13 protein-coding genes are annotated in these 14,558 nt (G+C 68.1%); 10 read left to right on the forward strand and 3 right to left on the reverse strand.

Annotated features, from left to right (window positions below; translation table 11 throughout):
• Window positions 1-45: 45 nt before the first annotated feature.
• Window positions 46-396: a hypothetical protein gene (locus tag HXX10_RS13860; RefSeq protein WP_296523005.1), complete on the forward strand. Its 351-nt coding sequence runs from the start codon at window positions 46-48 to the stop codon at window positions 394-396.
• A 121-nt stretch (window positions 397-517) separates the two neighbouring features.
• Here the strand turns inward: HXX10_RS13860 and dksA are convergent, their stop codons facing one another.
• Window positions 518-934: an RNA polymerase-binding protein DksA gene (gene dksA / locus HXX10_RS13865; RefSeq protein WP_296523007.1), complete on the reverse strand. Its 417-nt coding sequence runs from the start codon at window positions 932-934 to the stop codon at window positions 518-520.
• A 328-nt stretch (window positions 935-1,262) separates the two neighbouring features.
• Entirely contained in the window at window positions 1,263-1,682 is a 420-nt protein-coding gene (locus HXX10_RS13870; RefSeq protein ID WP_296523011.1) for a flagellar assembly protein FliX, read from the reverse strand.
• Between the two features lie 228 nt (window positions 1,683-1,910).
• Here HXX10_RS13870 and HXX10_RS13875 point away from each other — a divergent pair, with 228 nt between their 5' ends.
• From HXX10_RS13875 to HXX10_RS13900, 6 genes are all read left to right on the forward strand, one after another.
• Window positions 1,911-3,029, forward strand: a complete 1,119-nt coding sequence (locus HXX10_RS13875) for a flagellar basal body P-ring protein FlgI (protein ID WP_296523013.1) — start codon at window positions 1,911-1,913, stop codon at window positions 3,027-3,029.
• Window positions 3,029-3,418 carry a flagellar assembly peptidoglycan hydrolase FlgJ gene (flgJ, locus tag HXX10_RS13880; RefSeq protein WP_296523015.1) on the forward strand — a complete coding sequence of 130 codons (390 nt, stop codon included), beginning with the start codon at window positions 3,029-3,031 and terminating at the stop codon, window positions 3,416-3,418. The genes HXX10_RS13875 and flgJ overlap by 1 nt, the downstream gene beginning before the upstream one ends.
• On the forward strand, window positions 3,415-3,918 hold the full coding sequence (locus HXX10_RS13885) for a hypothetical protein (RefSeq protein ID WP_296523017.1): 504 nt from the start codon (window positions 3,415-3,417) through the stop codon (window positions 3,916-3,918). Before flgJ ends, HXX10_RS13885 begins: the two co-directional genes overlap by 4 nt.
• Window positions 3,919-4,077: 159 nt before the next feature.
• Entirely contained in the window at window positions 4,078-4,653 is a 576-nt protein-coding gene (locus tag HXX10_RS13890) for an MOSC domain-containing protein (RefSeq protein ID WP_296523020.1), read from the forward strand.
• A gap of 314 nt (window positions 4,654-4,967) precedes the next feature.
• Window positions 4,968-7,088 (forward strand): tetratricopeptide repeat protein, encoded by a 2,121-nt coding sequence (locus HXX10_RS13895; RefSeq protein WP_296523023.1) that lies wholly within the window; start codon window positions 4,968-4,970, stop codon window positions 7,086-7,088.
• Between the two features lie 208 nt (window positions 7,089-7,296).
• A complete protein-coding gene (locus HXX10_RS13900) occupies window positions 7,297-7,716 on the forward strand; it encodes a hypothetical protein (protein ID WP_296523025.1) in 420 nt (139 codons plus the stop codon).
• A 202-nt stretch (window positions 7,717-7,918) separates the two neighbouring features.
• Here the strand turns inward: HXX10_RS13900 and HXX10_RS13905 are convergent, their stop codons facing one another.
• A complete protein-coding gene (locus tag HXX10_RS13905; RefSeq protein WP_296523027.1) occupies window positions 7,919-8,410 on the reverse strand; it encodes a hypothetical protein in 492 nt (163 codons plus the stop codon).
• A 338-nt stretch (window positions 8,411-8,748) separates the two neighbouring features.
• Between HXX10_RS13905 and HXX10_RS13910 the strand changes: the two genes are divergently transcribed.
• The 3 genes from HXX10_RS13910 to flaF all read left to right on the forward strand — a co-directional run bounded on the left by HXX10_RS13910 (window position 8,749) and on the right by flaF (window position 14,556).
• Window positions 8,749-11,049, forward strand: coding sequence for a flagellin (locus HXX10_RS13910; protein ID WP_296523029.1), 2,301 nt, complete (start codon window positions 8,749-8,751; stop codon window positions 11,047-11,049).
• A 556-nt stretch (window positions 11,050-11,605) separates the two neighbouring features.
• Window positions 11,606-13,906, forward strand: coding sequence for a flagellin (locus HXX10_RS13915; RefSeq protein WP_296523030.1), 2,301 nt, complete (start codon window positions 11,606-11,608; stop codon window positions 13,904-13,906).
• A 284-nt stretch (window positions 13,907-14,190) separates the two neighbouring features.
• Window positions 14,191-14,556, forward strand: coding sequence for a flagellar biosynthesis regulator FlaF (gene flaF / locus HXX10_RS13920; RefSeq protein WP_296523033.1), 366 nt, complete (start codon window positions 14,191-14,193; stop codon window positions 14,554-14,556).
• Window positions 14,557-14,558 lie beyond the last annotated feature (2 nt).

Here is a 14,558-nt window from a genome sequence, read left to right on the forward strand (position 1 = left end):
ACGTCTGCGGCGCGTCCGCCGCCAATGCGAATCAGCGAGGTTTCGATGTCGAGATTCTTGGCCGCCGCCCTGCTCGGCCTGCTGGTCCCGGCAGCCCTGCCCGGGACGGCCTCGGCCCAGACGGCCGTCGGCTGCGCGCCGTTCTGCGACTACCAGCACTATTACGGCGCCTACGACTACACCTATGCGCGTCCCGGCACCTATTGCTACCCGGTGTGCGCACCCGACGGCACCTGCGCGCCGGTGAAGAACTGCGTGCGGACGGCCCCCACGGTCGCGACCTCGGCGACCGCGACGTTCTACGACCCGAGCATCGCGACACCGGGCGCGGTCGTCGTCCGGCGGGCCGCGCGACCCCCGGTCGTGCGCGTGCGTCCGTACCGACCGCAGAACTGAGGCCGCTGCCGACGGCCGGCCTCGTCCCGAATCAAAAAGCGCCCCGCCGGCCGGCGAGGCGCTTCGATCGCGTGGCGTCTGGTCGGCGTCGCGGTCCCGGAGGCCGGAACCGCGGGTCGCCTCAGTTGTCGCGGTAGACCCGCTCGCGCCGCTCGTGCCGCTCCTGCGCTTCCAGCGACAGGGTGGCGATCGGTCGGGCCTCGAGCCGCTTGATGGAGATCGGCTCGCCGGTCTCCTCGCAGTAGCCGTAGGTCCCGTCCTCGATCCGCTGCAGCGCCGCATCGATCTTGGCGATCAGCTTGCGCTGGCGGTCGCGGGCCCGAAGCTCGATGGCACGCTCCGTCTCCGACGAGGCGCGGTCGGCGAGGTCTGGGTGATTCTGGTTCTCGTCTTGCAGGTGCTGAAGTGTTTCCTTCGCTTCCCGCAAGATGTCCTCCTTCCAAGCAAGCAGTTTGTTACGGAAATACTCGCGCTGCCGCTCGTTCATGAAGGGTTCTTTGTCCGTTGGCCGATATATCCTGTTGGTCTCCAGGCGCATGACACGCTCACTCCCACGCGGCCGTCCCGTTTCATTCCGCATCGACTTCTATGGTCGATTCATCGTTTGATGCGGACGCTATATACAAGCGTTGCGACATAACGACAACAACAGAATGGATTAATCCCGGCGCCTATCGATGATCAAAGTATACACAGATCCGGCCGAGCACTGGGCCATTTGGCGGTAGCATTGGAGGCTGTCGACAGCCCGACGAACGCAGGTGCGGGACGGGATCGAGCTACCGGTCCGGATCGCGCTGACGGTAGCCGAGTGCGAATCGCGCAGGTGACTGCGGCGTCGGCGCGGAGGTGCCCGATGGTGTCGCTCAGACGGTGCCGAGCGGCTTCATCTTGGCGAGCTCGACCTCGACCCGCAGCTCGATCTCGGCCAGCACGCCGTCGAGGCCGGGGTCGCCGGTCGTCTCCTTGAGGCCGGCCGCGATAGCGGCGAGCCGGCCGAGGATCGCCGGGTCGAGATCGCCGGCGAGCAGCGCCATCTTCATCTCGTCCAGAATATCGAGGGCGGAGCGGCCGCGGGTGACGGCCCGCTTCCGCCGCTCGGTCGGATCCTCCACCCCCTGCAGGGCGAGCAGCGCGTCGATGCCGGTGAGCGAGCGCGGCGCGGACGTGGCGGCGGGCTGTTGCGAGCTGGAGGCCTCGGGAAGCACGAAGGTGCCGGAGCTGGTGCGCCGCGCGCTCGGCCCGGGGCCGGCCGCAGCGGTTCCGTTCGGTCCGTAGATGCGCATGGCGAGGAATCCTTCGGGCGCCCTGTGCCGGAGTTGAGACCCGCGACGGTTAACAAGTCGTAAACACCCGGCAAAGTCTGCCGGGTAGCGCCCCCGGACGGCCCTTTCCTGCCCGAGCCGGCCGCCGCCCGGCGGAAATAATGCAGAAAAAGCAACTCCGTGCAGGGCTCGCCCGACTGGCACGGTCCTCGCAGTGGGGATCGCGTCACGCCGTCCTGGGAGTCCGAGATGCGGGCGATCTTCACTACCGCTCTTTCCGCGATCGCCGTCGCCGCGACCCTGTTCGCAGGGCTGCCGGCCGGAGCGACCACGTCGCGCATCAAGGATCTCGCCAATGTCGAGGGCGTGCGCCAGAACCAGCTCATCGGCTACGGCCTGGTGGTCGGCCTCAACGGCACCGGCGACACCATCAACAACTCGCCGTTCACCAAGCAATCGCTGCAGGCCATGCTCGAGCGCCTCGGCGTCAACATCCGCGGCCAGACGCTGCGCACCGGCAACGTCGCCGCCGTGATGGTGACGGCGAACCTGCCGCCCTTCTCGACCCAGGGCACCCGGATGGACGTCACCGTGTCGGCGCTCGGCGACGCCAAGAGCCTGCAGGGCGGCGTCCTGGTCATCACCCCGCTGCTCGCCGCCGACGGCAATGTCTATGCGGTGGCGCAGGGCTCGCTCGCCATCGGCGGCTTCATGGCCGAGGGCGAGGCCGCGAAGATCACCCGCGGCGTGCCGACCGTCGGCCGCATCGCCAACGGCGCCATCATCGAGCGCGAGATCGAGTTCGCGCTGAACCGGCTGACCCAGGTGCGGCTGGCGCTGCGCAATCCCGACTTCACCACGGCGAAGCGGATCGCCGCCGCCATCAACGATTTCCTCGGCGTGCCGGTGTCCGAGCCGCTCGATCCGGCGACCGTCCAGCTCAGCGTGCCGAAGGAGTACACCGGCAACGTGGTCGGCATGCTCACCGAGATCGAGCAACTCCAGATCGAGCCCGACCAGCTCGCCCGCATCATCGTCGACGAACGCTCGGGCATCATCGTGATGGGCCGCGACGTGCGCGTCTCCATGGTGGCGGTGGCGCAGGGCAATCTCACCGTCACCATCTCGGAGGCCCCGCAGGTCAGCCAGCCGGCGCCGTTTTCCCGCGGACGGACCAGGACGGTGCCGCGCAGCTCGGTCGGCGTCTCCGAGGACGGCCACAAGCTCGCCGTGGTGCGCGAAGGCGTGTCGCTGCAGCAACTCGTCGACGGCCTCAACGCGCTCGGCATCGGCCCGCGCGACCTGATCGCCATCCTGCAAGCCGTCAAGGCGGCGGGCGCCATCCAGGCCGACCTGGAGGTGATGTGATGAGCACCATCAGCACCATGCCGGGCCTGCCGGCCAGCGCCAGCATGGCGCTCGACGCCGCCCGCGGCACCACGCGGCCCAGCACCGGCACGCCGATCGGCAGCCATGCCTCCACCAAGACGGCCGCCGAGAAAGCCCGCGCGCAGGCGCAGGACTTCGAGGCGATGTTCCTCAACACCATGATGCAGAGCATGTTCACCGGCATCGGCAGCGAGGGCCCGATGGGCAACTCGCCGAGCACCGGCGTGTGGCGCTCCTTCATGATCGACGAGTACGCCAAGAGCTTCGCCAAGGCCGGCGGCGTCGGCCTCGCCAACCAGGTCTACGGCACGCTGCTCGGCCAGCAGGAAGCCCGCTCCGCCGCTCCCACCAAAACGAGCATCCAATGACACACGCCGCCCCGGTCCCCGCGTCCGAGTCCCCGGCCGAATCGCCGGCCCGCCCGATCGCTTCCGCCCAGGAGGCCCGCGACGTCATCCGCATGCTCGACCAGACCATCGCGGCGCTCGCCGAGGTGATCGAGGAGGAAGACCGGCTGGTGCGCGCCGGTCGTCTCTCCGAGGTGGTCCGCCTCGCGGCGACCAAGACCAGCCATGCCCGCGCCTATCTCACCGACAGCCAGCGGCTGCGCGACAGCCTGCCCCGCCTGCGCGGCGAGCTCGGCAGCGACCTCGGCAGCGTCAAGGCGCGCCATTCCGCCTTCCAGGACCGGCTGCAGCGCAACCTGACGGCGCTGGCGACGGCGCACGCGGTCTCGGAAGGGATCGTGCGCGGGGTCGCGGGCGAGATGAACCGCACCGCCGCGCCACAGACCTACGGCGCCTCCGGCCGCACCGCCGCGGCCGACCCCCGCCATACCCGCCCGCTCGCGGTGTGCCGCTCGCTGTGAGACGACGCCGGTCGCCGATACGACCGGCCACCAACACGGAAAACACTGCGGCAAGCAGGCCAGATGGCCGGTATGCGATGTCCTGCTTCAGGTTCCTGAAGCTGTTGGGTTGCGCCCAGGATATGGTGGCGTGGGCCAACAACCAGAAGCTTATCGGTGATGACTGAAGCGACCGCTCGACCAATCGTCTTGTCCGTGCATGTCGGCGACGAGCATGCATTCAGCAAAGGCCACGCCAAATCCATTCGCTTGATCGAGAACTGGGGCGTCGAGGGCGACGCCCACGCCGGCCTCACCGACCAGCACCTCTATCACATCAGGCGCTTTGGCCAGACGCCGAACCTGCGGCAGGTGCACCTGATCCAGTCGGAGACGCTGGACGAGTTGGGCAACAAAGGTCATATCGTCCGACCCGGCGAATTGGGAGAGAACATCAGCACCCGCAACGTGGACTTGCTGGCGCTGCCGACCGGCACGCGATTGAACCTTGGGCCTGAAGCCGTGATCGAACTGACTGGCCTGCGTAACCCTTGCGTGCAGATCGAGAATTTCCGACGAGGGCTTATCGAACATCTCGTCGAACGCAGGCCCACGGGCTTGGTACGCAAGTGCGGCGTGATGAGCATCGTGATCAAGGGCGGTGAGGTGAGGCCGGATGATGCGATCTCCATTGAAGTGCCGCCGCTTCCGCACACGCCGCTGACCTACGTGGTTCCAGCCACCAGGAACTCATAACGTCGGGTCGACCGGATCGGCTCACTCGTCAAGTGAGCGCCCGTGGGGCTCGACCCGGCCCTCCAGCGATCTTGGAAAGAAGCTCCATTTTGCGATGGATTCGCGGGTCGAGCCCGCGCATGACGAGTCGGAGTTTGTGAAGACCGGGATGAGCGGTGGCGCGCCGACGGCGCCGTCCCGATCCGCCGCCGAGCCTCCCGGCGACCAACCGCCGGCGACCAACCGCCCATGACGGCCGCCGCCGCGCGGCCGCCCGAAATCCTCGGCCGGACCGTTCCAGAATCGACGAGAGCCATCATCGACGAGGACGTTCCATGACATCGGCCACGTGTCCTGCGGATCGGTTCGCCGCCGCCATCCGCCATTACGAGGCCGGTCGGCAGGCCGAGACCGAGGCGCTGTGCCGCTCCGTGCTGGGCGACGATCCCGGCCACACCGGCGCGACGACGCTGCTCGCCGTCGTGCTGTGCCGGTCCGAACGGCACGACGGGCGCGTCGAGGCGATCGATCTGCTGCGGCGGGTCCTCGCCTTGCGTCCCGGCGACGTCCAGGCGCTCGACATCCTCGGCGATGCGCTGACGGCCGAGGCCCGGCTCGACGAGGCGATCGACGCCTACCGCACGGCGATCGGGCATGCGCCCGCCGATGCGCGGCTGCATTCGAAGCTCGGCATCGCCTTCAACGACAGCGGCCGCCACGACGAGGCGATCGCCGCCTTGCGCAAGGCGGTCGCCTGCGACCCGGACGCGGCGCGACTGCACTTCAACCTCGGCGTGGTGCTGAGCGACGCCGGCGATCACGCGGCGGCCGCGGCGGCCTTCGAGGCTGCGATCGCCCGGCGCCCGCGCGATCCGATCGCCCATGTCCGGCTCGGCGCCGCCCTCGTCCGCACCGGGCGACGCGAGCGCGCCGAAGCCGCCTTCGAGACCGCCGCCCGCATCAGCGGGGCAGAGCCCCCCGCGCGGATCGCGCTCGCGGTCTGTCACCAGGGCGTCGGCGAGCTCGACCGCGCGCTCGCGGTGCTGCGCGACGTGATGCGGCGCCATCCCGACGACCCGCAGGCGCCGCTCGCCTTCGGCAATCTCCTGCTGGCGATGCAGCGCTTCGCCGACGCGAAAATCGCGTTCAAATACGCGATCACGCTCTCCCCGCAGTCGGTCGAGGCGCACAACAATCTCGGCGTGGCCTGCCAGGAGCTCGGGCACACCGACGAGGCGGTCGCGGCCTATTGCCGGGCGCTGGCCCTCGATCCCGACCATGTCGAGTCCTACAACAACCTCGCCGTGGCGCTGACCAGGCTCGACGACCTCGACGCCGCGCTGGCGATGTGCCGGCACACGCTGGCGATCCGGCCGGAGTCGGCGCAGGCTTTGTCCAACCTGGCCTTGGTGCTGGAGCAGCAGGGCGACACCGAGGCGGCCATCGGGGTGCTGCGGGACGCGGTCGAGAAATCCCCGAAGTCCGGCCCGATCCATTTCAATCTGGCCGTCAACCTGCTGCGCAAGGGCGATCTCGCGGCCGGCTGGGACGAGTACGAGTGGCGCTGGCGCGGCGGCGTGCGGACCCTGGTGCCGCCGGGCTTCCCGCAGCCGCAGTGGCAGGGCGACGATCTCGCCGGGCGCACCCTGCTGGTCCATGCCGAGCAGGGTTTCGGCGACACGCTGCAGTTCGTCCGCCATCTCGATCGCGCCGGACGGATGAACGGCCGCGTGATCCTGGTGGTGCCGGGCCCGCTCGCACGGCTGCTGCGGCCGTTGCCCGGCGTGACCGTCCTGCCGAACGACGCGCCGCTGCCCGCCTTCGACGTCCATTTGCCGCTGATGAGCCTGCCGCGCGTGCTCGGCATCCGCCTCGACACCATTCCGGCCGAGGTGCCCTATCTGTCGGTCGATCCGGCGGCTGTCGCGGCGTGGCGCGAGCGCCTCGATCCGGACGCCTTCACGGTCGGCCTGGCGTGGTCCGGCAATCCCGACCACCAGTACGACGGCCAGCGCTCGATTCCCGCCGAGCCTATCCTCGCCGCGCTGCAGGTGCCCGGCGTCGCCGTCTACAGCCTGCAGAAGGCCGTGCGGCCGGCGGACCGGGCCGTGCTGGCGGGGCGGTTCGGCGCCGTCGTCGACCTCGCCCCGCAGCTCGGCGACTTTCACGACACGGCGGCGGCGGTCGCGGCCCTCGACCTGGTGATCTCGGTCGACACCGCGATCGTGCATCTGGCCGGCGCGCTGGCCCGCCCGGTGTGGACGCTGGTGCCCTTCGTGCCGGACTGGCGCTGGCTCACCGGCCGCGACGACAGCCCCTGGTACCCGACCATGCGGTTGTTCCGGCAGCCCCGGCGCGGCGACTGGACGAGCGTTCTGGCGCGCATGCACACGGCGCTGCACGAGACCGCGGCGCAACGCGGTGCCGCCACGACCGACAAGGCGACCGCCGCCTGAGGGCCGGCACCCGCCACCTCGCCGCCGGTCCGGGCAGCAGACCGGGCACCGGGCCGAAGCAATCGTTAAAATTGTCCGAAAGACAGTATTTCTCGATAACCATCTTTCCTAACAAGGCCTTAACGCGTGTCCTTTATGACTCTAGGTTCGGAAGGTGGAAACGGGACATCGACACGGAGGGGCTGACCGTAAAGGGCCAGGATTTCATATGGACACGAGCCTCACCATAAGGCCGCAAACCGGTGCTCCGAGCGCCGACTATGCCCGGCCTGCGGCGATCGAGGTCCCGGCCGTCCCGACGGTCCTGCCCGCGACCCAGACCGTGTCGGCGCCCGGCGCCGGATCGTCGACGAGCACGGACCCCGACCTCTCACGCAACGCCAACCCGCCCGCCCAGGACCAGCCCGCCCAGTACCAGGCCAAGCAGGCCGCCGACACGACGATGCGGATGGTCGTGCTCGACCCCGCGACCCGCGAGGTCATCTTCCGGGTGGTCGACTCGCGCTCCCGCCAGGTGCTCCGCCAGGTGCCCGACGAGGCGCTGCTGCGCATGCGCGCCTACAACAAGGCCGTGCAGGACGGACAGACGCCGGCCGACGTGATGAGCAGGGCCGACATGCAGGTCTGATGACGAATCCGATTGAACCCCACGGTGGTCATTCCGGGGCGCCGCGGAGCTGCGAACCCGGAATCCCGCCCCGAAAGCCGAGCCCGTCGCTGGATTCCGGGTACGCATCTTCGGTGCGCCCCGGAATGACGCGGAACTGATCAGCGGGATTTCGTGTGACGTTGTGACGTTAAGGTCGGCCATCCAGGCCGGACCGTCCCGCCTACGCCGACAAATCCATGTTCGCCTTCGGCAGCTTATCGAGCCCGTAAGCGGCGCGCGCCATCGCCATCTCCGGGGTGTATTTGGATGCTTTCGGCACCGCCGGCAAACCGCTGATGATATTCGAGATCTGCTTGTTGATGTCGGCCGCGCTGGTCGGCGTTCCGGTGCCGACCCGCGACATGTCGCGGGTGCCGTTGACGATGCTGTTGAGCCTCTTGCGGGTCGCCTCGGCGCTCACCCCGATCGTCGAGGTCGATGCGCTCGCCTTCGCCTTCTGCGCGGCGACCTCGGCCTTGACCCGCGCCAGCGCCTTCTGCCCGACAATCGTATTGTAGCTCTGGCCGGCGACGACCATCGCGCTGCCGACGCTGTCACTGAGGTCCGCGCTGTCGCTGACCGCCTGGGTGTTCAAAGCCTTCTGCTTCGTGTGCCAGTCCTGAGCGCTCGCCCAGGCCGACGTGCTGCTGATCGTACTCATGGCCGCATCCATTCTGGCGCCAGCTCTGGCGCGACCGTAGGACGCCACAGGTTAACAACGCTTTACCACGATGATGCAGCTTTGCAGACACCCCGCCGAGCGACGCTCGTGGGGACGGAACGATCGTTAAAAGATCGTGAAACGCCGCCGCCGGCACGGCTGCCGGCGGCTGGTAAACGGGAAGTAAACTTTAATCATCCACCGGAATACCCGGCGGGAATTGCCGTTAGCCGGATGTTAACCGGAGTTTTTTACGGTCCTTTACGGTCCTCCATGCGAACTGGAGGGCGTCGGTCGAGAACGATCGATTGTCAGGCCAGTACGGCTCACAACCAGAAAGGTTGAATTCCATGTCTTCCGGTATCACGCTTTCCGCCGGCGTCCGCCAGAACCTGCTCTCGCTGCAGAGCACCGCTTCGATGATGGCGACGACCCAGAGCCGCCTTGCCACTGGCAAGAAGGTCAACTCCGCTCTCGACAATCCGTCGAACTTCTTCACCTCCTCCTCGCTCAGCGACCGTGCCGGCGACCTCAACTCGCTGCTCGACTCGATCGGCCAGGCGGTGAAGACCCTGGACGCGGCCAACAACGGCATCACCTCGCTGACTCAGCTCGTCCAGTCGGCGAAGTCGATCGCCCAGCAGGCCCGTTCGGCGACGGCGCCGACAGCCACCTACGACGCCCTCAACGTCACCGGCACGCTTCCGACCGAGACCGTCGCCTCGACCATCGCCGGCGGCGCCAACGACCTGTCGGCCAAGGCCGTCAACCTGTCGTTCACCAACCTGGCCGAGACGGTCGGCACCACGTCCGGCACGGCGGCGTTCGCCAACGACGCGGCCGTGGTCGCCGCACTGCCGGGCGCCGGCACGAACGACGGCACCGTCCAGCTTCGCGTCACCACCGGCGGCACCGCGTCGACCTTCAACGTCGCGCTGTCCTCCGCCATCACCACGAAGGCCGGCCTGCTGGCCGCTTTCAACACCGCCACCGACTCCGGCGGCAATACCCTCACCGCGCAGGGCGTGACGGCCACGTTCGACGGCGGCAACCACCTCACCCTGACGGCGAACACGGCCGACACCGACATCCAGGTCAGCGCCGGCGGCTCCGGCTCGACCTCCGCCACCCTGACGGCGCTCGGCGTTTCGACCTCCGGCGTCACCGCCAACTCGACCAGCCTGCTCGACCAAGTGGTCGCCAACGGCGGCACGGCCGGCACCTCCAGCCTGGTTCTCAGCGTTTCCGGCCAGACGGACAAGACCGTCACGTTCGGCAACTCGGGCGGCCAAGTCTCGACCGTCGCCGAGCTCAACACCTGGGTCAACTCGAACCGTGGCGCCGCCACCGGCTCGATCTCCGGCACCACGTTCTCCATGAGCCTGGCGGCCGGCAGCGGCAATGCGATCGGCTTCAACGCGACCGATACCGGCGTCACCAAGGCGCTCGGCCTCGACGCGACGACCGCGAACTACAACTTCGGCACCGGCGCCCGTGGCGGCATGGGCACGGCGCTGTCGAAGTCGTTCAACAGCGACCTGACGCTCGGCGAGATCGACAAGACCCTCTCCAGCGGCACCAGCATCTCGATCACGGTCGATGCCAACGACGGCAACGGCTCGCAGACCCAGACGGTCGGCCTGTCCGGAACCGACAATCTGGGCTCGGTCGTCACCAAGCTGCAGGGCAACGCGACCCTGAGTGCCAACCTGAACATCTCCAATCAGGCCGGCAAGCTGAAGATGGTCGCCAAGACCGCCGACGTCGACTTCTCGATCGCCGCCGGCTCCGCCACCACGGCCCTCAACATGACGTCGGGGTCCTACAACTCGACCAGCCTGCTCGACCAGGTCGTGGCCGGCGGCGGCGCCATCGGCGACACCATGACGGTGGCGGCCAACGGCGGCGCGGCCCAGACCCTGACCTTCGGCAAGGGCACGGGCCAGATCTCGACGATCGCCGAGTTCACGACGGCCCTGAACAACGTGTCCGGCGTGACGGCGAACGTCACCGGGTCGGCGTTCACGATCGGCGTGGCCTCCGGCACCAGCCAGACCTCGCTGGCCATCGGCGGCGCCACCAACACGCTGGCCGCCATCGGCACCAGCGCCCAGACCAAGACGGGCGTCAAGCACGAGGGAACGGACAACGCCACCCGCTCCAGCCTGCAGACCGACTACAACAACGTCCTCGCCCAGATCGACACGCTGTCCAAGGATGCCTCCTACAACGGCATCAACCTGCTCAACGGCGACGACCTCAAGGTCTCCTTCAACGAGAAGAGCACCTCCTCGCTGACCATCTCGGGCGTCACCTACGGCGCGTCGAACCTCGGCCTGAACAAGCAGAACGGCTCGACCTTCCAGGACAACACGAAGATCGACTCGACCATCGACTCGATCAACAATGCCCTGACGACGCTGCGGACCCAGGCCTCCAAGTTCGGCTCGAACCTGACGACGGTGCAGACCCGCCAGGACTTCACCAAGAGCATGGTGAACACCCTGCAGACCGGCGCCGACGCCCTGGTTCTCGCCGACTCGAACGAGGAAGGCGCCAACCTGCTGGCCCTGCAGACCCGCCAGCAGCTCTCCACCACGGCCCTGTCGATGGCCAACCAGGCCAACCAGGCAGTGCTGCGGTTGTTCTGATCGATCTACCACCCCGGCCTTCGGGCCGGGTCTTCGAGCGGCGGGGCCAGAATGGCCCCGCCGTTTTCGTTTCGGGACGCCGCCGAAGGCGCAACGCCGGGGCGAGTCCCGCGCCCCGTGCCCCGCGCCGGGCGATCCCGGCGCAACGGTCGTGGCCGACGCGACCACCCGGGCCCGGCCGTCACCGGCCCTTATTCGGCCGTTAAGTATTTACGCGAGGCCGACCGCGTCGGCCCGCCCGTCGGCACGCCGCCGGCTGACCCCTCCGACCCGCCTGAAACCGCCCGCATCGCGCCCGCAAGCGAGGCCCCATTTCCGAACATTTCCAATGTGTTGCGGGACACGTCTAAAGGCCGTGCCGGACCCTGCTCGCGGCGCCGCAACCCATCTCGCGGTCGGTTGACAAACAATGAAGATTCCGGCCCCGGGGGCGAATTCTTCCAACGTCGTTATCAGAACGTTAACACACTGAACCTAGCCTCGAACTCACAGGGCTCGAATCGGCGCAATTCAGGATCACGCTGCAGCGCCACGGGGACTCGACGGAGAGGCTTCCATGTCTTCCAACATCACGTTGTCTGCAGGCGTCCGCCAGAACCTGCTGTCGCTGCAGAACACCGCCGAAATGATGGCGACCACCCAGAACCGGCTCGCCACCGGCAAGAAGGTCAACTCGGCGCTCGACAACCCGTCGAACTTCTTCGCCTCGCAATCGCTCGGCGACCGGGCCGGCGACCTCAACTCGCTGCTCGACTCGATCGGCCAGGCGGTGAAGACCATCGAGGCGGCCAACAACGGCATCACCTCGCTGACCAAGCTGGTGCAGTCGGCCAAGTCGATCGCCCAGCAGGCCCGCTCGGCCACCTCCTCGGCCGCCACCTACGACGCCCTGAACGTCACCGGCACGCTGCCGACCGAGACGATCGGCTCGGCGATCGCGGGCGGCGCCAACGATCTCTCCCCCAAGGCCGTCAACCTGTCGTTCACCAACCTGGCCGAGACGATCGGCACCACGTCCGGCACGGCGGCGTTCGCCAACGATGCGGCCGTGGCCGCCGCGCTGCCGGGCGGCGGCGCGAACGACGGGACGGTCCAGATCCGGGTGACGACCAGCGGCGTCGCACAGACGTTCAACGTAGCGCTGTCGTCCGCCATCACCACGAAGGCAGGCCTGCTGGCCGCGTTCAACTCCGCCAGCGACGGTAACGGCCACACGCTCGCCGGCTACGGCGTGACGGCCACCTACGACGCCGGCAACCACCTCACCTTCACGGCAAACTCGGCCGACAGCGACATCCAGATCAGCGCCGCCGGCTCCGGCTCGACCGCCGCCACCCTGACGGCACTCGGCGTCAGCAATGCCGGCGTCACCGCCAACTCGACCAGCCTGCTCGACAACGTCGTCGCCAACGGCGGCTCGCTCGGCTCGTCGAACCTGATCCTCAGCGTCTCCGGACAGACGGACAAGACCGTCACGTTCGGCAACAGCGGCGGCCAGGTCTCGACCATCGCCGAGCTCAACACCTGGATCAACTCGAACCGCGGCGCCGCCACCGCCTCGATCGCCGGCACCACCTTCAGCCTCGGGCTGGCCGCCGGCACCGGCAACGCGGTCGGCTTCAACGTCACCGATGTCGGCGTCGCCAAGGCGCTCGGCCTGGACGCGGCGACGGCCAACTACAATTACGGCACCGGCGCGCGCGGCGGCATGGGCACGGCGCTGTCGAAGTCGTTCAACAGCGACCTGACGCTGGGCGAGCTCGACACCAGCCTCGCCAACGGCACCAACATCTCGATCACGGTCGACGCCAACGACGGCAACGGGGCGCAGACCCAGACGGTCGGCCTGGCCGGCACCGACAATCTCAACAACGTGATCACCAAGCTGAAGGCCAATGCGACGCTCGGCGCCAATCTCGACATCTCCAACCAGGCCGGCAAGCTGAAGCTGGTCGCCAAGACGGCCGACGTCGACTTCTCGATCGCGGCCGGCTCGACGACCACGGCCCTCAACATGACGGCCGGCTCCTACAACTCGACCAGCCTGATGGACCAGCTCATCGTCGGCGGCGGCGCGCTCAACGACACCATGACGGTGGCGGCCAACGGCGGCGCGGCCCAGACCCTGACCTTCGGCAACGGCTCCGGCAAGATCTCGACGATCGCCGAGTTCACGGCGGCGATCGGCAGCCTGTCGGGCGTCACCGCGACCGTCACGGGCTCGGCCTACACGATCGGCGTCGCCGCCGGATCGAGCCAGACCACGATGACGATCGGGGGCGCCACCAACACGCTGGCGGCGATCGGCACCAGCGCCCAGACCAAGACGGGCGTCAAGCACGAGGGCACGGCGAACTCGACCCGCGAGAGCCTGCAGAAGGACTTCAACGACGTCCTCAGCCAGATCGACGGGCTGTCCAAGGACGCCTCCTACAACGGCATCAACCTGCTCAACGGCGACGACCTCAAGATCACGTTCAACGAGCGGGGCACCAGCACGCTGACCATCATGGGCGTGACCTACAACGCCTCGAATCTCGGCCTGAACAAGCAGAACGGCACGGCCTTCCAGGACAACACCCTGGTCGATCAGGCCATCGACTCGATCAACACGGCGCTGACCACGCTGCGGACCCAGGCCTCGAAGTTCGGCTCCAACCTCTCCACCGTGCAGGTGCGACAGGACTTCACCAAGGTGATGGTCAACACCCTGCAGACCGGCGCCGACAGCCTCGTGCTCGCCGACTCGAACGAGGAAGGCGCCAACATGCTGGCCCTGCAGACCCGCCAGCAGCTCTCCACCACGGCCCTCTCGCTCGCCAACCAGGCGAACCAGGCGGTCCTCAAGCTGTTCTGATCACGCCCCCCGAACGACCGAGTCGCCGGCGGAGCCGCGGCTCCGCCGGCGCGCCCGATCCGTCGCCGCCCGGCCGCGCCGCGACACCGAAGCATCACGAGACGCCAGCCATGTCCGACGAGGCACCGCATCGCCGCCCGCAGCCCGGCGCGGCTACGCACGAGCCTGCAAAATCGGGCGGGGTCCGCATCCTTCCTGATGGCCAAAATAAGCATGTCTTAACGGTAGGACGCTACAACCGATCGACAGTGTGCCCAGGATAGCGGCAGCGGGAGCTCCTCGAGATGCACAGCGCGGCGAAAGCCTACGGACAGGTGGCCCAACAGATCGCGAATCCCCGCGAGCTCGAGGCCCGACTGTTGCTCAAGGCGGCGGCCCGCCTGCAGCACGTCCGCGAAGACTGGGAAAAAGACCGCTCCGACCTCGCCGATGCGCTCCTCTATAATCGCAAGCTGTGGACCGTCTTCCTCACCTCGGTCACCAGCGCGGACCACGAGATGCCCGCCGCCATCCGGCAGAACATCGCCAATCTCGGTCTTTTCGTGATGAACCACACGATCGAGATCTCGCGCGACCCGCGCCCCGAAGCCCTCGGCGCGCTGATCAATATCAACCGCGAGATCGCGGCCGGCCTGCTCGGCCAGCCCTGAGT

Source organism: Rhodoplanes sp., assembly GCF_013377085.1.
Lineage (GTDB): Bacteria > Pseudomonadota > Alphaproteobacteria > Rhizobiales > Xanthobacteraceae > Rhodoplanes.

What these genes read in the sequence shown, in the direction of transcription:
- HXX10_RS13860 (WP_296523005.1), top strand. Translation starts at nt 46, where the DNA reads ATGTCGAGATTCTTGGCCGCCGCCCTGCTCGGCCTGCTGGTCCCGGCA.
- dksA (WP_296523007.1), bottom strand. Translation starts at nt 934, where the DNA reads ATGCGCCTGGAGACCAACAGGATATATCGGCCAACGGACAAAGAACCC.
- HXX10_RS13870 (WP_296523011.1), bottom strand. Translation starts at nt 1,682, where the DNA reads ATGCGCATCTACGGACCGAACGGAACCGCTGCGGCCGGCCCCGGGCCG.
- HXX10_RS13875 (WP_296523013.1), top strand. Translation starts at nt 1,911, where the DNA reads ATGCGGGCGATCTTCACTACCGCTCTTTCCGCGATCGCCGTCGCCGCG.
- flgJ (WP_296523015.1), top strand. Translation starts at nt 3,029, where the DNA reads ATGAGCACCATCAGCACCATGCCGGGCCTGCCGGCCAGCGCCAGCATG.
- HXX10_RS13885 (WP_296523017.1), top strand. Translation starts at nt 3,415, where the DNA reads ATGACACACGCCGCCCCGGTCCCCGCGTCCGAGTCCCCGGCCGAATCG.
- HXX10_RS13890 (WP_296523020.1), top strand. Translation starts at nt 4,078, where the DNA reads ATGACTGAAGCGACCGCTCGACCAATCGTCTTGTCCGTGCATGTCGGC.
- HXX10_RS13895 (WP_296523023.1), top strand. Translation starts at nt 4,968, where the DNA reads ATGACATCGGCCACGTGTCCTGCGGATCGGTTCGCCGCCGCCATCCGC.
- HXX10_RS13900 (WP_296523025.1), top strand. Translation starts at nt 7,297, where the DNA reads ATGGACACGAGCCTCACCATAAGGCCGCAAACCGGTGCTCCGAGCGCC.
- HXX10_RS13905 (WP_296523027.1), bottom strand. Translation starts at nt 8,410, where the DNA reads ATGGATGCGGCCATGAGTACGATCAGCAGCACGTCGGCCTGGGCGAGC.
- HXX10_RS13910 (WP_296523029.1), top strand. Translation starts at nt 8,749, where the DNA reads ATGTCTTCCGGTATCACGCTTTCCGCCGGCGTCCGCCAGAACCTGCTC.
- HXX10_RS13915 (WP_296523030.1), top strand. Translation starts at nt 11,606, where the DNA reads ATGTCTTCCAACATCACGTTGTCTGCAGGCGTCCGCCAGAACCTGCTG.
- flaF (WP_296523033.1), top strand. Translation starts at nt 14,191, where the DNA reads ATGCACAGCGCGGCGAAAGCCTACGGACAGGTGGCCCAACAGATCGCG.